The organism is Stenotrophomonas sp. GW821-FHT02D01, from assembly GCF_059421765.1.
In genome coordinates, this window is the sequence record NZ_JBWKVP010000002.1 from 520,917 (window position 1) to 538,366 (window position 17,450).

The 17,450-nt window shown below is 66.9% G+C and carries 15 protein-coding genes; 7 read left to right on the top strand and 8 right to left on the bottom strand.

What is annotated here, in order from left to right; all coding sequences use genetic code 11:
• Positions 1-55 precede the first annotated feature (55 nt).
• The 5 genes from AC07UW_RS07185 (at position 56) to AC07UW_RS07205 (ending at position 7,348) form a co-directional block, all read left to right on the top strand.
• The gene (locus tag AC07UW_RS07185) at positions 56-1,162 is read left to right on the top strand and encodes an efflux RND transporter periplasmic adaptor subunit (RefSeq protein WP_223482700.1); all 1,107 of its coding nucleotides are present in this window, start codon (positions 56-58) and stop codon (positions 1,160-1,162) included.
• Complete coding sequence (locus tag AC07UW_RS07190) at positions 1,159-4,284, top strand: efflux RND transporter permease subunit (RefSeq protein ID WP_495211724.1); 3,126 nt, start codon at positions 1,159-1,161, stop codon at positions 4,282-4,284. The genes AC07UW_RS07185 and AC07UW_RS07190 overlap by 4 nt, the downstream gene beginning before the upstream one ends.
• Entirely contained in the window at positions 4,277-4,816 is a 540-nt protein-coding gene (locus AC07UW_RS07195; protein ID WP_495211725.1) for a GNAT family N-acetyltransferase, read from the top strand. The genes AC07UW_RS07190 and AC07UW_RS07195 overlap by 8 nt, the downstream gene beginning before the upstream one ends.
• Before the next feature lie 188 nt (positions 4,817-5,004).
• Entirely contained in the window at positions 5,005-6,522 is a 1,518-nt protein-coding gene (locus tag AC07UW_RS07200) for an alanine/glycine:cation symporter family protein (protein ID WP_223496347.1), read from the top strand.
• Complete coding sequence (locus AC07UW_RS07205) at positions 6,515-7,348, top strand: TrmH family RNA methyltransferase (RefSeq protein ID WP_025874268.1); 834 nt, start codon at positions 6,515-6,517, stop codon at positions 7,346-7,348. Before AC07UW_RS07200 ends, AC07UW_RS07205 begins: the two co-directional genes overlap by 8 nt.
• Before the next feature lie 140 nt (positions 7,349-7,488).
• On the opposite strand, the gene AC07UW_RS07210 is transcribed toward AC07UW_RS07205, so the two are convergent.
• The 4 genes from AC07UW_RS07210 to AC07UW_RS07225 all read right to left on the bottom strand — a co-directional run bounded on the left by AC07UW_RS07210 (position 7,489) and on the right by AC07UW_RS07225 (position 10,664).
• Entirely contained in the window at positions 7,489-8,910 is a 1,422-nt protein-coding gene (locus AC07UW_RS07210) for a M28 family peptidase (protein WP_495211726.1), read from the bottom strand.
• A gap of 224 nt (positions 8,911-9,134) precedes the next feature.
• Positions 9,135-9,539 carry a large-conductance mechanosensitive channel protein MscL gene (mscL, locus tag AC07UW_RS07215; RefSeq protein WP_033831860.1) on the bottom strand — a complete coding sequence of 135 codons (405 nt, stop codon included), beginning with the start codon at positions 9,537-9,539 and terminating at the stop codon, positions 9,135-9,137.
• Between the two features lie 56 nt (positions 9,540-9,595).
• Positions 9,596-10,312: a fumarylacetoacetate hydrolase family protein gene (locus tag AC07UW_RS07220; RefSeq protein WP_132824343.1), complete on the bottom strand. Its 717-nt coding sequence runs from the start codon at positions 10,310-10,312 to the stop codon at positions 9,596-9,598.
• 70 nt (positions 10,313-10,382) lie between these two features.
• On the bottom strand, positions 10,383-10,664 hold the full coding sequence (locus tag AC07UW_RS07225) for a hypothetical protein (RefSeq protein ID WP_025874274.1): 282 nt from the start codon (positions 10,662-10,664) through the stop codon (positions 10,383-10,385).
• Positions 10,665-10,842: 178 nt separating this feature from the next.
• On the opposite strand from AC07UW_RS07225, the gene AC07UW_RS07230 reads away from it, so the two are divergent.
• Complete coding sequence (locus tag AC07UW_RS07230; protein WP_049469607.1) at positions 10,843-11,178, top strand: Rieske (2Fe-2S) protein; 336 nt, start codon at positions 10,843-10,845, stop codon at positions 11,176-11,178.
• Positions 11,179-11,649: 471 nt separating this feature from the next.
• On the opposite strand, the gene AC07UW_RS07235 is transcribed toward AC07UW_RS07230, so the two are convergent.
• The 4 genes from AC07UW_RS07235 to thiS form a co-directional block, all read right to left on the bottom strand.
• Positions 11,650-13,497, bottom strand: a complete 1,848-nt coding sequence (locus AC07UW_RS07235) for an SLC13 family permease (protein WP_025874276.1) — start codon at positions 13,495-13,497, stop codon at positions 11,650-11,652.
• Between the two features lie 27 nt (positions 13,498-13,524).
• Positions 13,525-14,259 carry a tRNA (guanosine(46)-N7)-methyltransferase TrmB gene (trmB, locus tag AC07UW_RS07240; protein WP_025874277.1) on the bottom strand — a complete coding sequence of 245 codons (735 nt, stop codon included), beginning with the start codon at positions 14,257-14,259 and terminating at the stop codon, positions 13,525-13,527.
• Positions 14,259-15,053, bottom strand: a complete 795-nt coding sequence (locus AC07UW_RS07245; protein ID WP_032975186.1) for a thiazole synthase — start codon at positions 15,051-15,053, stop codon at positions 14,259-14,261. The genes trmB and AC07UW_RS07245 overlap by 1 nt, the downstream gene beginning before the upstream one ends.
• Before the next feature lie 65 nt (positions 15,054-15,118).
• Positions 15,119-15,319, bottom strand: coding sequence for a sulfur carrier protein ThiS (thiS, locus tag AC07UW_RS07250; protein WP_025874279.1), 201 nt, complete (start codon positions 15,317-15,319; stop codon positions 15,119-15,121).
• A 207-nt stretch (positions 15,320-15,526) separates the two neighbouring features.
• Here thiS and AC07UW_RS07255 point away from each other — a divergent pair, with 207 nt between their 5' ends.
• A complete protein-coding gene (locus AC07UW_RS07255; RefSeq protein WP_495211727.1) occupies positions 15,527-17,359 on the top strand; it encodes an autotransporter outer membrane beta-barrel domain-containing protein in 1,833 nt (610 codons plus the stop codon).
• Positions 17,360-17,450: the final 91 nt, after the last annotated feature.

Sequence of the window (17,450 nt, forward strand, 5' to 3'; positions counted from 1 at the left end):
CGCTTTTGCGGGGCCTTGCCTACACTCGGCGGCCGTGTACCACTCAGGACGCTTCATGTTGGCTCGTATCGCTTCGACCCTGGCCCTTGGCCTCAGCCTGGCCGTGCTGGCCGGGTGCGCAGGCAAACAGGAGGCCGCCGCGCGTCGGCAGGGCGAAGCCGTGCCGGTCACCGCGCAGGTCGTGCAGGCGGTGCAGTGGAACGACACGCTGCAGGCGCTGGGTACGGCCAAGGCGCGCGAGTCGATCAGCGTGACCGCCAAGGTGAGCGAGATCGTCGAGCGCGTGCACTTTGAAAGTGGCCAGCAGGTCGCCGCCGGTGCGCCCCTCGTGACACTGCGCGGGCAGGCCCAGGAGGCCGCATTGGTGCAGGCGCAGGCGACCTTCCGCGAAGCCGACCAGCTGTACAAGCGCCAGCGCGAACTGGCGGCGCAGCGGTTGGTATCCAGTGCGACCCTGGACACGCAGAAGTCGATCCGCGACGCCGCCGAAGCGCGGGTGGCACAGATGCAGTCGGACATCGGCGACCGTCGCGTGCGCGCGCCGTTCGCCGGCGTACTTGGCATTCGCCAGATCAGCCCGGGCACGCTGCTGACGCCGACCACGGTGATCGCCACCCTCGACGACGTCGAGCGCATGCACGTCGATTTCCAGGTGCCGGAAGTGGAACTGGCGTCGCTGACCACCGGCGACAAGGTGCAGGCCACCAGCGTGGCCTGGCCGGGCCGCACCTTCGAGGGCGAGGTCAGCACCATCGATGCACGCATCGACCCGGCCACCCGTGCGGTGACCGTGCGTGCCGACTTCGCCAATGGCGACCATGCGCTGCGGCCGGGCATGCTGCTCGACGTGCGCCTGTTCCATCCTGATCGACCGGCACTGGTGGTGCCGGAAATCGCGGTGGTGCAGGTCGGCCGCGACAGCTTCATGTACCGCATCAAGGCCGATGACACCGTCGAACGCGTGGACGTGGTCACCGGTGCACGCCGCGCCGGCGTGGTCGAGATCAAGCAGGGCCTGCAGGCAGGCCAGCGCATCGTGGTGGACGGCACCGGCAAGCTGCGGGCGGGCCTGAAGGTGGCAGCCTCCGACGCCGCGCCCGCCAGCGGCGCGCAGCCGGCGACGATTGAAGCACCTGCAGCCGCCGAGGGTCACGGCGGATGAAGCTGTCCGACATCTCCATCCAGCGGCCGGTGTTTGCCGTGGTGATGAGCCTGCTGCTGCTGGTGCTGGGCGTGATGTCCTTCACCCGGTTGACGCTGCGCGAACTGCCGGCCATCGATCCGCCGATTGTTTCGGTCTCGGTGGATTACACCGGCGCCTCGGCAGCGGTCATCGAGAGCCGCATCACCCAGGTGCTGGAAGACGCGCTGGCCGGCATCGAAGGCATCGATACGATCAACGCACGCAGCACCAATGGCCGTTCGCAGGTCAGCATCGAATTCACCTCCAACCGTGACATCGAAGCGGCGGCCAACGACGTGCGCGACGCGGTCAGCCGCGTGGCCGACCGCATGCCCGAGGAGGCACGGCCACCGGAGATCGCCAAGGTCGAGAGCGATGCCGACCCGATCATCTGGTTCAACATGGTCTCCTCGACCATGGATACGCTGGAACTGAGCGACTACGCCGACCGCTACGTGGTCGACCGCTTCTCCAGCCTCGATGGCGTGGCCCAGGTCCGCATCGGTGGCCGCCAGCGCTATGCGATGCGCATCTGGCTGGACCGTGACCAGCTGGCCGCACGCGGGCTGACCACCGGCGATGTGGAAACCGCGCTGCGCAACGAGAACGTGGAACTGCCGGCTGGCCGCATCGAATCCACCGACCGCGATTTCACCCTGCGCGTGGAGCGCAACTACATCAAGCCGGAAGACTTCGCGACCATCCCGCTGGGCAAGGGTAGTGATGGCTACGTGGTGCGCATGGGCGATGTGGCGAAGATCGAGCTCGCCTCGGCCGAGCGTCGCGCCTACTACCGCAGCAACGGCGAGCCCGGCATCGGCCTGGGCATCGTCAAGACCTCCACTGCCAATTCGTTGGACGTGGCGCGCACCGCGCGCGCCGAGGCCGAACGTGTTGCGTTGACCCTGCCCAAGGGCACGCAGATCTTCGTTGCCTTCGACAACACCACCTTCATCGAGGCGGCCGTCGATCGCGTCTACGCCACCCTGGTGGAGGCGATGATCCTGGTGCTGGCGGTGATCTGGCTGTTCCTCGGCAGCTTCCGCGCGGCGTTGATTCCTGCGGTCACCGTGCCGGTATGCCTGGTGGCGGCGTTCATCGCGCTGTACGCGTTCGACTTCTCGATCAACCTGCTGACCCTGCTCGCGCTGGTGCTGTGCATCGGCCTGGTGGTGGATGACGCGATCGTGGTGGTGGAAAACGTGCAGCGCCGCATCGACCTGGGCGAACCGCCGCTGGTGGCGTCCAAGCGGGGTACCGCGCAGGTGGCGTTCGCGGTGATCGCCACCACCGCCGTGCTGGTGGCGGTATTCCTGCCGGTCGGCTTCCTGGAAGGCAATACCGGGCGCCTGTTCCGTGAACTGGCGGTAGCCCTGGCCGCCGCTGTCGCGCTGTCGGCGTTCGTCGCGCTGACGCTGACGCCGATGATGGCCTCCAAGCTGCTCAAGCCGCATACCGGGCAGGCACCGCGCGGGCTGCACGGCTTCATCAACCGCAATCTGGAACGCCTGGCCGGCGCCTACGGCCGCGTGCTCGATCATCATGTTGATCGCACGTGGATCTACCTGCTGGTGATGGCCGCTGCGTTGGCGGCCAGCTGGCTGCTGATCAAAGTGCTGCCTTCGGAACTGGCCCCGGCCGAAGACCGTGGTTCGTTCCAGATCATGATCGACGGCCCGGAAGGCGCCGGCTACGACTACACCGTGCAGCAGGTGCAGCAGGTCGAAGCGCTGCTGGCACCGCATGTCGGCGCGGACAAGCCGATCGTGCGCGCCAACCCGCGCGTGCCCGGCGGCTTCGGCGCCAGCGAGGAAATGCACACCGGTCGCGTCAGCGTGTTCCTGCAGCCGTGGCGCCAGCGCAGCGAAGGCACGCCGGAAGTCGCCAACGAACTGCAGAAGGAACTGGACACCATCCGTGGCGTGCGCGTACGTACCCAGGTCGGTGGCGGCCTGGTACGCAGTGGCGGGCAGCCGTTCCAGATCGTGCTGGGCGGCCCGGAATACGCCGAGATCGCACAGTGGCGGGATCGCATCCTGCTGCGCATGGCCGACAACCCCGGCCTGGTCGGCCCGGACTCGGACTACAAGGAAACCCGTCCGCAGATGCGGGTGAACATCGACCGCCAGCGTGCCGCCGACCTCGGCGTGCCTGTCACCGCGATCGGTTCGGCGCTGGAAACGATGATGGGCTCGCGCCGCGTCACCACCTTCGTCGACAACGGCGAGGAGTACGACGTGCTGGTGCAGGCCGGCCGCGATGGCCGCGCCAGCCCCGCCGATCTGGCCGCGATCCGCGTGCGTGCGACCTCCGGCGAGCTGGTGCCGTTGTCCAACCTGGTCACGCTGAGCGAAGTGGCGGAGGCCGGAACCCTGAACCGCTTCAACCGCCTGCGCTCGATCACCATCAGTGCCGGTCTGGCACCGGGTTATCCGCTGGGCGAGGCCATCGCTTGGGTGCAGCAGGTGACCGGCGAAGAGCTGCCGCAGTACGCACAGGTGAACTGGAAGGGCGAATCGCGCGAGTACCAGAGTGCGGGCGGTGCGGTGCTGCTGACCTTCGCCATGGCCCTGCTGGTGGTGTACCTGGTGCTGGCCGCGCAGTTCGAGAGCTTCATCCACCCGCTGACGATCATGCTGACCGTGCCGCTGGGTGTGCTTGGTGCGCTGGTTGGCCTGTGGCTGAGTGGCGGCACGGTGAACCTGTTCAGTCAGATCGGCATCGTCATGCTGGTCGGCCTGGCGGCCAAGAACGGCATCCTGATCGTCGAGTTTGCCAACCAGCTGCGTGACGACGGGCGAACCGTGCGCGAGGCGATCATCGAGTCGGCGATGGTGCGCCTGCGTCCGATCCTGATGACTTCGATCGCCACCGTGGTCGGCGCCATCCCGCTGGTGGTGGCCGGTGGCCCGGGCTCGGCCAGCCGTGGCACCATCGGCATCGTGATCATCTTCGGCGTCACCCTGTCCACCTTCCTGTCGCTGTTCGTGGTGCCGGCGTTCTACGCGCGGCTGGCCCCGTACACCCGCTCGCCGGAGGCGGTGAAGCGCGAGCTGGAGAAGCAGGAGGCCGACTCGCCGTCGGTGGGTGGTCATGCCTGAGCCGGCGCGGATCCTGCACGGCGCAGGCTTCCTGCTGCGCCCCTGGCGCAGTGATGACCTGCAGTCGCTGCTGCATCACGCCAACGACGCGGACGTCTCGCGTGGCCTGCGTGACCGCTTCCCGTATCCCTACACCCGCGAGGATGGCGAAGCCTTCCTGGGCGGACGCGTACTGGCCCCAGGCACGTTGAACCTGGCCATCGAGATAGAGGGCCAGGCCTGTGGCAGCGTTGGCGCCCAGCAGGGCGTGGCCGAGCGCGGGCATACCGCGGAACTGGGCTACTGGCTCGGCCAGGCCCACTGGGGGCAGGGCCTGATGACCGCTGTGGTCGGCCTGTTCGCGCCCTGGGTGATGGATGAACTTGGCCTGTTCAGGCTGCAGGCCACGGTGGTCGACTTCAACCTGGGCTCGGCCCGGGTACTGGAAAAGAACGGTTTCCAGGAGGAGGGCGTGGAGCGCTGCGCCGTCTACAAGCGCGGCGTCCTGCATGACGTGCGCCGCTTCGCCCGGGTACGCAGGCAGCTTCCGTAACAGGCCGCCGGGCACGGCCCGGCGCTACCGCAGGGGGCACGGTCATTGCCGGTAGCGCCGGGCCATGCCCGGCGGAGAACATGCCCCTACATCCGGCGCTATCGCAGCGACCTTCGATCAGGGAGAATCGACCGGTCCCTTCCAGCCGACGGGACGTCCTCACAACCCGCCGACTGGAGAGAGCGCGCGTGGAAGCTACCGTACATTTCATCAACAGCATCATCTGGAGCAAGGCGCTGATCTTCATGTGCCTGGCCGCCGGCCTGTTCTTCAGCCTGCGCACCCGCTTCATGCAGATCCGTGGTTTCGTCGAGATGTGCCGCCTGACCGTGTCCGGTGAGAAATCCGACGCCGGCGTGTCCTCGTTCCAGGCCCTGGCCATGTCGATGGCCGGCCGCATGGGCATCGGCAACATCGCCGGCGTGGCCACCGCCATCGCCTTCGGCGGCCCCGGCGCGATCTTCTGGATGTGGGTGATGGGCTTCCTCGGCGCCTCCACCTCGTATGTGGAATGCACCCTGGCGCAGATCTACAAGACCAAGGATGCCGAAGGCCGCTACCGCGGTGGCCCGGCCTACTACATCGAAAAAGCGATGGGCCTGAAGTGGTATGCCATGGCCTTCGCCATCGCCACGATCATCGCCGCCGGCTTCCTGATGCCGGGCGTGCAGGCCAACGCGATCGCCGACAGCGTCATCAATGCCTGCCGTGGCACCGCGCTGTGCGGTCCGCTCGATGGCCAGGCCTTCGGCATGGAATCGGCGCAGGCGCTGAAGCTGGGCATCGGCATCGTCGTCGCCCTGCTGCTGGGCGTGGTGATCTTCGGTGGCGTCAAGCGCATCGCCAACTTCGCCGAAGTGGTGGTGCCGTTCATGGCCGCCGGCTTCATCCTGATGGCCATCGTCATCATGATCATCAACTACGACCGCGTGCCGGAAATGTTCGGCATCATCTTCAAGAGCGCCTTCGGAACCCACGCCGCGTTCGGCGCGATGATGGGCCTGGCGGTGGAATGGGGCATCAAGCGCGGCATCTACGCCAACGAGGCCGGGCAGGGCTCGGGACCGCACGCTGCGGCGGCCTCCGAGGTCTCTCACCCGGCCAAGCAGGGTTACGTGCAGGCCTTCGCCATCTACTTCGATACCATGATGGTGTGCACCGCCACCGCCTTCCTGATCCTGGCCAGCGGCACCTACAACGTGTACTCGCCGGTCGCCGGCGCTGAGCCGATCTTCCAGGGCCTGGCCGGCATTCCCGAAGGTGCGGGCTACGCGCAGGCGGGTGTGGAAGCAGTGCTGCCGGGCTGGGGCTCGGCCTTCGTGTCGGTGGCGATCTTCTTCTTCGCCTTCACCACGATCATGGCCTATTACTACATGGCCGAAACCAACCTGACCTACGTCAACCACAACAAGCGCCGGCCGCTCACCGTGCTGCTGCTGCGCCTGGGCATCATCGGCATGGTGGTGTTTGGTGCCTTCCACAATGCCACCCTGGCCTGGGCGCTGGGTGATATCGGCGTGGGCCTGATGGCCTGGCTGAACATCATCGCCATCCTCATCGTGCAGAAGCCGGCCATGCTGGCCCTGCGTGATTACGAACGACAGAAGAAGCTCGGTCTCGACCCGATCTTCGACCCCGATGCCCTGGGCATCAAGAACGCCGATTTCTGGCGTCAACGCAAGCTGGAGTTGTCCCGTAGTGAATGATCCCTGGAAGAATGCCCGCCGCCCGTCGTCGCGACCGCCGCGGGCCACCCCGCTGCCACCGCGTGAGGGCGGCACCCCGCCACCGCCGGGGCGTGGCAACGACGAACTGCGCCTGTACGGCTGGAACGCGGTGCAGGCGCTGTTCGCCAAGCGTCCGCAGGCGCTGCGCAAGCTGTACCTGGTGGAATCGCTGATTCCGCGCATGCAGCCGGTGCTGAAGTGGTGCGTGGCCAACCGCGTGGGCTATCGCGTGGTGGAGGAGGGCGACCTCAACAAGCTGGCCGCCACCACCCATCACGAAGGCCTGGTGGCCGACGTGCTGCGTGCGCCGGTGTTGCCGCTGGCGCAGTGGCTGGCCGAACTGGGCGAAGGCCCGGCGCTGGCACTGTGGCTGGATGGCGTCGGCAATCCGCACAACTTCGGTGCGATCCTGCGCTCTGCCGCGCACTTCGGCGCCAAGGCGCTGCTGCTGCCGGCCAGCAGTACGCTGGCGTTGTCCGGCGCGGCCGCACGCGTGGCCGAGGGCGGCGCAGAGTCGGTGCCGCTGGTGCAGTTGCCTGAGGATGCAGAAGCGATGGCGCAGCTGCGCGCGGCCGGTTTCGGCCTCGCCGCGACCCTGGTCGAGGGTGGCGATGACGTGTTCCGCGCGTCGTTGCCGGCCCGCCTGGTCTACGTGATGGGCGCGGAAAGCGAAGGCATGGATCGCGGCCTGGCCAGCCAGTGTGACCAGCAGCTGTCGATTCCCGGCAGTGGCGCGGTTGAAAGCCTGAATGTCGCTTCCGCCACGGCCGTGTTGCTGGCGCAGTGGGTCAGCCAGCGCGGCTGAGCCGTGCAGAGGGTGCGAACCTTGGTTCGCACCCGGCTTGCCGCCGCGCTCGCCGGGCGTGGCCCGGCGCTACCAATGCGGGATCTACCCTGGTGGATGCGGACCTGGGTCCGCACCGTTCCTGCCGCGCCGTTGCTGCGTCACTCGTTCGGCGGCGTGGTTGCCTTGGCTTCGCTACCGAAGTTGCCATCGGCCTCGGCCGCCAGGTAGGCAAACACGGTATAGGCCGCCACGTTCTGCGCCAGCGCCTTCGGATCGATCTTGTCGAGGGTGTCGTCGGCGGTGTGGTGCAGGTGGAAGTAATCCGAGCCATCCTGCGCCAGCCAAGCCCATGCGCCACCCTTGGCGGCCAGCGGACCGACATCCGGCCCCGGGCCACCCTTATCGGCGGCGTACTCGATGCCCAGCGGCTTCATCACCTCGGCAATCTGCCTGGTTGCCTCGCGCGAGCCTTCCGGGTTCGGCGAACCGGTGTTGAAGGCGTAGATGCGGCCAGCACCGAAATCGCTCTCGGCGGCCAGCTGGTGCAGGGCTACGTCCTTGGCATGCGCCTCGGCGTAGGCCTTGCCGCCATACAGGCCCTGTTCTTCGTTGGCGAAGGCGACCACGCGGATGGTGCGCTTCGGCGCCTGCTTCAGCTGGCCGATCAGATGACCGGCGGCCATGGTGATGCCCACGCCTGCGCCGTCATCGACCGCGCCAGTGCCCAGGTCCCACGAGTCCAGGTGTCCACCGATCACCACCACTTCCTTCGGCAGCGTGCGGCCGGTGATCTCACCGATCACGTTGTACGAGGTCGCCGTGCCATCCCAACCGCAGTCCAGTGCGACCTTCACCGTGGTTGCGCCACGGGCAAGCAGGCGCGCCAGCTGGTCGGCGTCGGGCACCGACAGCGCCGCCGACGGCACCGGGGTCAGGCCGTCATCGAAGCGGGTGATGCCGGTGTGCGGCACGCGGTGCGAATCGGTACCGGCCGAGCGCATCAGGAAGCCGACGGCACCCTTACGGATGGCCTCGGACGGGCCCTTGCTGCGGATCGCGCCGCCACGGCCATAGTCGCGGCCATCGCGGAACGGCAGCATCTGGTAATCGACGAAGGCGATCTTGCCCTTCAGCGAACCCGCCGGTGCGGCCTGCAGCGCGGCCAGATCGGCAAAGCGCACCACCTCGGCTTCGACCGTACCGCCCGGGCTGCCGCCGAGCGCGGTGATCTGCAGCGGTTGCGGGTTCCTGCCGGTCACGGCGGCGTGCTCGCTGCGGCGCTCCCATTTCGGGAAGGTCACCGGTTCCTTCCACACCTTGTCAAAACCCAGTGCCTTGAACTTGGCTTCGGCCCAGGCCACGGCACGGGCGTCGGCCTCGCTGCCGGCGATGCGCGGGCCGATCTCGGTGGTCAACGATTCGACCACCTTCCAGCCGGTGTCATCGGCCAGCGCTTGGTCGCGCAGCTGCGCCGCAGTGGCCAGCGAAGCCGGCGGCAGGGTGGTGGCATGCGGCGCCGCGAAGGCCGGCGCGGCCAGCAGGGCGAGGGAGGATGCGATGGCAAGGACGCGGCGACGCATGGACAGCTCCGGGAAGGGTGTAAGCCTTGGAGCTTAACAGTCGTTCAGCGCCGCGCATGGGCGGGAGGTCATGGCCGGCGCGGATGCTGTTTTCCGCCAGATGCAGCAAAGCGAAAGCCCCGCCGGAGCGGGGCTTTCGCATGCCTCTGCGGTAGCGCCGGGCATGCCCGGCGAGCGCAGCGGCAAGATGGCGTTCCGCCAGGCATGGCCCGGCGCTACCTACCTTATTTCTTCAGGCTGTCGCGGATCTCGCGCAGCAGCACCACTTCCTCGGCCGGCGCTGCCGGTGCCGCTTCCTTCTTGCGCGACAGGCGGTTGATCACCTTGATCACCAGGAAGATGGCGAAGGCCACGATCACGAACTGGATCAGCGTGTTGATGAAATCACCGTAGCCGATCACCACGGCCGGGATTTCCTTGCCATCAGGCCCGATGCTGGCCGGCGACAGCGTCCACGCCAGGTGCGAGAAATCCACCCGGCCAATCAGGTAGCCCAGCGGCGGCATGATGATCTTCTCCACCAGCGCGGTGACGATCTTGCCGAAGGCAGCGCCAATCACCACGCCGACGGCGAGGTCGATGACGTTGCCGCGCATCGCGAATTCCTTGAACTCGGTGAGCATTCCCATTGTTGTTTTTCTCCTGAGGGCGAGGGGGGACAGCGCGAAGGGTAGCGCAGGTGATGTCAGCCGGCGATCACGCCGTGGCGTTCGGCCACGTTCTCAAGGCGTGCACTGAAACGGTCGCCGGGCTTCAGTGCGGCGACGCCGGACGGCGTGCCCATGAACACCAGGTCGCCGGCGCGCAGCTGCCACAGCTTGGAGAGCTCGTGCAGGATCTCCGGCACGTTCCAGATCATCTGGTCGAGCAGGGACTGCTGGCGCACTTCGCCATTGATCTCCAGCGACAGATTGAGCGCGGCCAGATCGCCGACTTCACCGGCGTGCACGATCTCGCTGATCGGTGCAGAGGCATCAAAACCCTTGGCCGAATCCCACGGGTGGCCCTTCTCCTTGGCGGCGGCCTGCAGGTCGCGGCGGGTCAGGTCCAGGCCCACGGCGTAGCCATAGACCAGGGCCTCGGCGTCGGCCACGGCCAGCTCGCCGGTGGGCGCGTCACGGCCGATCGCCACCACCAGTTCCACCTCGTGATGCAGGTTGCTGGTGGCAGGCGGGTAGGGGATCACATCGTCGTGGCCGACCACGATGGCGTCGGCCGGCTTGGTGAAGAACATCGGGCGGCCGCGATCATCTGCTGCGGGCACGGCAGCACCCATCTCACGCGCATGGTCGGCGAAGTTGCGGCCGACGCAGTAGATGCGGTGCACGGGAAAACTGCCGCCACCAACGACCGGTACACGCGGCGTGGCTGCAGCAGGGATCACATCGGAGACATCGGACATGCGGGCATCCAGGAAGGGAGTGCCCGCAGTCTAGAACGCAGCAAGGCCCGCCGTCAGCGGGCAGCGTCGATCAGCGCGAGGACGGCAGCGCCGACTTGCGCACCACGTGGTACTCGCCCTCGACCACGTTCGGGTCGACCGGGCGGCTCGGGCCGGGCTTGCGCGAAGCCAGCAGCTTCCACGCCAGGCCCACCAGGATCATGGCTGCACCGACGAATACGCCGATGAACACCATCGCGGCCAGGATCGCCAGGCCGAGCAGGCCCACGGCAACGCGCACCAGCGGATGGCGCGGCTTGCGCGGGGCAAACAGGGTGCGGAACTGGTTGAAGGCGAAATCGCGATTGAACATGGTGGCTCGATAGGCTGGAAATCAGCGAGCCATGAGTATCGGCAGCTGCCACTGTCATTGAGTGAAAAACTCGTTAAATATAGCCTTGGCTTATTACGGATCAATGACTTGTGTTCATGTCGCAGCTAGTCACATGACCAGGCATGCGACAATGCACCATTCCGTCTGAGCCTTCGCCATGACTGCCGCTGTTGCCCTGATCACCCTTGATGCCATTGCCGATGGCGCGTTTGCCGAGGTTGAAGCGGTGGTCGATGGCGATGCCGAGTCGCTGCTGCTGTACCGCGACGGTGAACAGGTGCGCGCGTTCCTGAACATCTGTCCGCACGCGGGCCGGCGCCTGGATTGGGCACCCGGCCAGTTCCTTAAAAGCCGCGAAGGCCATCTGGTCTGCGCCGCCCACGGCGCCTCGTTCGCGCTGGACAGTGGCGACTGCATCGCCGGCCCCTGCAAGGGCGACCGCCTGCGCGCAGTGCCAGTGGATGTGCGGGATGGACAGGTCTACCTGGCCTGAGGCATCGGTGTGCGGACCAACGGTCCGCACCCACCAAGTTCAGTACCCACCAAGTTCAGACCCCACCGAGTTCAGAACCTCCCACATCAGCGAAACATCCAGGAATCCATCCACGCATGGCGTGGATCTACCGTGTCGACCAAGGTCAACACCTACCAACCGCAGCACAGAACGCCGTTCCGACAGCGTGCGGAAATCTGTCGAAGGTGGGGTGGGTCCGGTTGCGGGGGTGTCCGCGGCATGGATGCCGCGGCCAAGCCCCCAAGGGTGAGGGCGCTTTGCTTGCGAAGCACTGCTTCGCAAGCGCCCGAACGCACAGCCACCAGCGGCTGGGCCGGTCTGGGGGTTTACGGCGTCCCCCGCAACCGGACCCGCCCCGCCATCCCAAGGAATGCAGGCTGTTGCCGTTGCCGTTGCCGTTGTCGTTGCCTCTGCGGGTGCAGGGCGCAGCCCTGCCAACAAACCCAACCCTCAGAACATCAGGTTGATCATCACCACCACCACGCACGTATAGATCAGCGACAGTGGTCCGCCGACCCGCCACATCTCGCGCGGGGTGTAGTTGGCCGGGCCGGTGATCATCGAAATCACCGGGTTCGACGCCGTCATCAGGTTGTTCGACGCCGACAGCGCCACGATCAGCGCGAACGCCGTGGGATTGCCGCCGGCCGCCAGCGCCAGGTTCACCGCGATCGGCACCATCACGATGGTCGCGCCCACATGGCTGATCACCAGCGAGAACACCGTGGTCAGCAGCGCCAGTGCCAGTTCCAGCACCCAGATCGGAATGCCGGTGGGCAGCTTGTCGATGGTGTGGCCGGCCACCCATGCCGCTGCGCCGCTGGAATCCATCGCCCAGCCGAGCGGAATCAGCCCGGCCATCATGAACACCGTCTTCCAGTTGATCGAGGCATAGGCCTCGTCCATGCGCAGCACGCCGGTCAACAGCATCCCGGCCACACCGGTCATCAGGGTAAGCGCCACCGGCAGTTTGCTGGTCAGCGCGATCAGGATGGTCAGGGCGAAGATCGCCATGGCGATCTTGAACTTGTGCGGGCGCTGCTCGCCGGTGGGGTAATCGGTGACCACCACGAAGTCGCGGCTCTTGGCGGCCTGCGCCAGGTCGGTCCAGATGCTGTGGAAGACCAGCATGTCGCCGGCGCGCAGCTGCACATCGCGCACATCCTCGCGGATCACCTGCTTGTCGCGGTTGATCGCCAGCAGGCTGATGCCGCGTTCCTTGCGCAGGCGCAGCTCGCCTGCGGTCTTGCCGATGACGCCGGAGGTCGGCGGCACCACCGCCTCGGAAATGCCGGCGCGGCTGGGATTGAACAAGTCGCCCAGGTGTTTCAGGCGCGAGGACATGCGCAGGAACTGGTTCTGCGCGAAATCGTGGATCTGCTGGCGCGGGCCCATCGCGCCGAGCACGCTGCCCACCCAGATGCGCATTTCCGCCGGCGGTGCCAGGCGGGTGTCATTGCCGGTCTTCAGTGCCAGCAGCAGCGGCGCGTCATGCAGGTTCTCGGCTTCGCCCAGGGTCATGCCGACCAGCGGGCTCTCGGCGGTGACCACCAGCTCGAACACGTCGCCTTCGATGCCGTAGGTCTTGGCGAAGTAGCTTTCGGTGCGGGCTGGCGTGGTGCCGTCGTTGACCAGGCTTTCCTCTTCCACCAGTTTGCGGTCGCCGTAGTAGCGGAAGTACAGCAGCGAGGCAATCAGCAGGGCGATGCCGATCGGCAGCGGCGCGAACATGCGCAGCGGCTCAATGGTGGCCAGGCCGGAGGGCAGGTTGTTGTTGGCCGAGGCCAGCAGATCGTTCAGCAGGATCAGCGGCGAGTTGCCGACCATGGTCAGCGCGCCACCCATCACGATCGCCGCCGAGATCGGCAGCAGCAGGCGTTGCATGGTCAGCCCGGTGCGCGCGGCCAGGCGCGAGGCGACCGGCAGGTACAACGCCATCACCGATGGATTCTGCATGAAGGACGAGTTCAGGCCAGCGATGGCCGTGGTCATCATCAGCAGCCGCTGCTCCACGCCATGCCCGCGCCGCAGCAGCCAGGCCGCGAGGCGGTTCAGCGCACCGGTGCGGTCCAGGCCGGCGCCGAGGATGGTGGTGGCGATGATGCTCATCACCGCGTTGCCGGAGAAACCGCCGAAGATTTCCTCCGGCGCGATCAGGCCGGTCACGCCCAGCACCACCAGCACCACCAGCGCGACCACGTCGGCGCGGATGCGCTCGAACAGGAACATCGCCATTGTGAAGCCGACCAGCCCGAGCACGAGCTTCATGTCAGTGGTCAGCGTCAGCGCGGTATCCATGTTGGGCGCGGCGTCCTCAGGCGTTCATCAGGTGCGGTCGTACAACAGGTCCCAGACGCCATGGCCGAGCTTCTGGCCGCGGGTCTCGAAGTGGGTCTGCGGGCGCCAGTCCGGGCGCGGCACGCTGCCACGCGGGCCGGCGCGGTTGACCAGGCCGGGGGTGGCATCGAGCACGTCCCACATCTGCTCGGCGTAATCCTCCCAGTCGGTGGCACAATGCAGGCGGCCACCGGGGCGCAGCTTGCGCACCAGCAGCTCGGCAAAACCCGGCTGGATCAGGCGACGCTTGTTGTGGCGCTTCTTGTGCCACGGGTCGGGGAAGTAGATGCGCACTTCGTCCAGCGCGCCATCGGCGATTTCCTTTTCCAGCACTTCCACTGCGTCGTGGTGGTACAGGCGCACGTGGTCGGCGTTGTCGTCGGCCAGCGCGTTCAGCAGGCGGCCTACACCAGGTGCGTGCACTTCCAGGCCGATGTAGTCGCGGCTGGGGTCCTGCTGCGCGGCGAAGCGCAGCGCGGCGCCGTTGCCGAAGCCGATTTCCAGCACCTTGTGCGCATCGCGGCCGAAGGTGGCATCCAGATCACGCGGTTCACCGCTGAAATCCAGGCCGAAACGCGGCCAGCGCTCGTCGAACGCGCGCTGCTGGGCCGGGGTGAAACGGCCCTGGCGCAGCACGAAGCTGCGCACTTCACGGCGGCCTTCGTTGACCGTGAACGGCTTGGGCGGTGCCTTCGAACCGGCGCTGTCGAATGGATTGGTCATCAGCCGATCAACCCATCGATCGGGGAGGACGCACTGGCATAGCGCTTGCGCGGAATGCGGCCGGCAAGGAACGCCTCGCGGCCGGCTTCCACGGCTTTGCGCATGGCGCTGGCCATCAACACCGGGTTGCGCGCACCGGCGATGGCGGTGTTCATCAGCACACCGTCACAGCCCAGCTCCATCGCGATCGCCGCATCCGACGCGGTGCCCACACCGGCGTCGACGATGATCGGCACCTTGGCATCTTCGATGATCTGCAGCAGGTTGTACTTGTTCTGGATGCCCAGGCCCGAGCCGATCGGCGCGGCCAGCGGCATCACCGCAGCGCAGCCGATCTCTTCCAGGCGCTTGGCCAGGATCGGGTCGTCGGAGGTATAGACCATCACCTCGAAACCGTCCTTGACCAGCTGTTCGGCGGCCTTCAGGGTCTGTACGACGTCCGGGTACAGCGACTTCTGGTCGCCCAGTACTTCCAGCTTGGTCAGGTTGTGACCGTCCAGCAGTTCGCGGGCCAGGCGGCAGGTACGCACGGCATCCTCGGCGGTGTAGCAGCCGGCGGTGTTGGGCAGGATGGTGTAACGGTCCGGCGGCAGCACGTCGAGCAGGTTCGGTTCGCCCGGGTTCTGGCCGATGTTTGTGCGGCGGATGGCCACGGTGACGATCCGGGCGCCCGCGGCCTCGGTGGCCAGGCGGGTTTCTTCCAGATCCTTGAACTTGCCGGTGCCGGTGAGCAGCCGCGAGCTGTAGGTCTTGCCGGCGATCACCAGCGAATCGGGGGAGACATGAGCGTTCATGACGCGATTATCGCTTATCCGCCTGAAGATGGGGCCACGCAGAGGCGGGGGCGAGGGTGTTTTCCTCAGCCGCCACCCAGGGCATGCACGATCTCCACCACATCGCCCTCGGCCAGCACATGCTCGGCATGACGGCTGCGGCTGACGATCTCGCCGTTGACCTCCACTGCCACCCGGCGTTGCAGCAACTGCTCGGCCGCAAGCAGGTCCAGAAGGGTCGCCGAAGCGGGCAGGGTGCGGGGTTCGCCATTGAGCTGGATGTTCATGGGGCCATTGTCGCTGATCGCCGGTTCGCATCGGAACCGTTGCAAAGTCGTGCGCTACACCCGCACCGGCAAAGCCCGCCGGGCCGGGCTCGGGCGACAATCCATGCGGCGGCGCAGCGTGAGCAATTGGCGGCGCAGTGAAACCATTCACCGTGCGCCGGCGTACGTGCGTCGGGTCCTCAACGAAATCCCCACAGGAGTTTTTACATGCTGCTCAGCAAACGCCCGATCCGCTCCCTCATGGCGGCCGCGATCGCGCTGGCCGCGCTGCCGGCCATGGCAGGCGAATCCCCGTTCTCGCGCACCGTGTTCATCGGTGACAGCCTGACCGACAGCGGCTACTTCCGTCCGCTGCTGCCGGTCGACGTGCGCCCGGTCACCGGCCAGTCCACCACCAACCCCGGTTGGGAGTGGGCACAGTGGGTGGCCGATTACTACGGCACCAACGCCAGCCCGAACGGTAACGGCCAGTCCGGCGACAACTACGCTGTCGGCGGCGCCCGGGTCGGTACCGACTTCCGCAACCCGCAGCTGGGCAACGTGCTGGTGCCGTCGTTGAAGACGCAGACCGCCAACTACCTGGCTGCCAACGGTGGCAAGGCAGATCCGCGCGCGCTGTACACCGTGTGGGGTGGCGCAAACGACCTGTTCCAGATCACCAACCCGGCCCAGGCGCCAGCCGTCATCGGCTCGGCGGTCACTGACCAGATCGGCATCGTGGCCAGCCTGAAGCAGGCCGGCGCCGAGTACGTGATGGTTCCGAACCTGCCCGATATCGGCTCCACTCCGGGCTTCATCGATCGCGGCGCTGCCGCGCGTGTGCAGGGGACGGCGCTGTCCAACGCCTACAACAGCGCGCTTTATGGCGGTCTCAAGCAGGCCGGCATCGATTTCATTCCGCTGGACACCTACACGCTGCTGCGCGAGATCATCGCCAGCCCGGGCATGTACGGCTTCAGCAACGTCACCGGCCGGGCCTGCACCGTGCCGTCGTCGCTGACCTGCAGTCCCTTGGCCTATGTGCGTCCGGATGCGGCAAGTACCTACCTGTTCGCGGATGACGTGCACCCGACCACGGCCGCGCACCAGATGCTGGGCCAGTACGCCATCTCGATCCTGGAAGGCCCGCGCCTGCAGCAGGTGCTGAGCCACTCGGCACAGACCATCGGCCGCTCGCGTGCCGACCAGGTCAGCCTGCACCAGGCCGGCCGTCCGGCCGACGGGATGTCGTGGTGGGGTGGCGTGCGCGGTGACATGCAGCGCTACGACCACGCCGATCTGTACGACGGCCTGGCCCCGGCCGGCCTGTTCGGTGTCGACTGGGCGCGTGACGGCATGGTCTTCGGCGGCTTCGCCGGCTTTGGTCGCCTGAATGCCGACTTCGGCAACAGCCGTGGCGATTTCACCCAGAAGGACACCACGGCCGGTCTGTTCGCCGGTTGGTATGGCGACCGCATCTGGGTCAATGGCCAGGTCAGCTACACCTGGCTGTCCTATGACGTGAACCGCAAGGTCCAGCTCGGCCCGGCAACCCGCGAACACGGTGGCTCGCCGGACGGCAGCAACCTGACCGCCGCCCTGAACGCAGGTTACGAGTTCGGCACCGAAGGCGGCTTCCGCCACGGCCCGATCGCCTCGGTGATCTGGCAGCAGGTCAAGATCGACGGTTACACCGAAAGCGCCAACGCCGGCACCCTGGCTACTGCACTGGGTTACGGCAAGCAGGATGTCGACTCCACCGTAGGCCGTATCGGTTGGCAGGCCCGCTTTGACGGCGGTGCGGTCAAGCCGTACGTGCAGGTGACCTACGACCACGAGTTCGAAGACACCAAGCAGGCCAGCGCCTGGGTGCAGAGCCTGCCGGACGTCGGCATGTACCGCGTGCCGGGCATGGACTTCGACAAGAACTATGCGACCGCCATCCTGGGTGCGCGCATGGAACTGTTCGGCCTGCAGAGCAACATCGGCCTGAGCGCCACCACCCTGCAGAAGCGTGCGCAGGACGCGACGTTGTTTGCCAGCTTCAGCGGCAGCTTCTGATGCGGACGACGGCAGGCCTGCGGGCCTGCCGTCACCGCCACGGGCAGGCTGTAAGGGCCTGCCCGTTGCGTTTGAACACGTGCCCCGCATA

Excerpts from the sequence above, each read along its gene's own strand:
- AC07UW_RS07185 (WP_223482700.1), top strand. The coding sequence starts at position 56 with ATGTTGGCTCGTATCGCTTCGACCCTGGCCCTTGGCCTCAGCCTGGCC.
- AC07UW_RS07190 (WP_495211724.1), top strand. The coding sequence starts at position 1,159 with ATGAAGCTGTCCGACATCTCCATCCAGCGGCCGGTGTTTGCCGTGGTG.
- AC07UW_RS07195 (WP_495211725.1), top strand. The coding sequence starts at position 4,277 with ATGCCTGAGCCGGCGCGGATCCTGCACGGCGCAGGCTTCCTGCTGCGC.
- AC07UW_RS07210 (WP_495211726.1), bottom strand. The coding sequence starts at position 8,910 with ATGCGTCGCCGCGTCCTTGCCATCGCATCCTCCCTCGCCCTGCTGGCC.
- mscL (WP_033831860.1), bottom strand. The coding sequence starts at position 9,539 with ATGGGAATGCTCACCGAGTTCAAGGAATTCGCGATGCGCGGCAACGTC.
- AC07UW_RS07220 (WP_132824343.1), bottom strand. The coding sequence starts at position 10,312 with ATGTCCGATGTCTCCGATGTGATCCCTGCTGCAGCCACGCCGCGTGTA.
- AC07UW_RS07225 (WP_025874274.1), bottom strand. The coding sequence starts at position 10,664 with ATGTTCAATCGCGATTTCGCCTTCAACCAGTTCCGCACCCTGTTTGCC.
- AC07UW_RS07230 (WP_049469607.1), top strand. The coding sequence starts at position 10,843 with ATGACTGCCGCTGTTGCCCTGATCACCCTTGATGCCATTGCCGATGGC.
- AC07UW_RS07235 (WP_025874276.1), bottom strand. The coding sequence starts at position 13,497 with ATGGATACCGCGCTGACGCTGACCACTGACATGAAGCTCGTGCTCGGG.
- trmB (WP_025874277.1), bottom strand. The coding sequence starts at position 14,259 with ATGACCAATCCATTCGACAGCGCCGGTTCGAAGGCACCGCCCAAGCCG.
- AC07UW_RS07245 (WP_032975186.1), bottom strand. The coding sequence starts at position 15,053 with ATGAACGCTCATGTCTCCCCCGATTCGCTGGTGATCGCCGGCAAGACC.
- thiS (WP_025874279.1), bottom strand. The coding sequence starts at position 15,319 with ATGAACATCCAGCTCAATGGCGAACCCCGCACCCTGCCCGCTTCGGCG.
- AC07UW_RS07255 (WP_495211727.1), top strand. The coding sequence starts at position 15,527 with ATGCTGCTCAGCAAACGCCCGATCCGCTCCCTCATGGCGGCCGCGATC.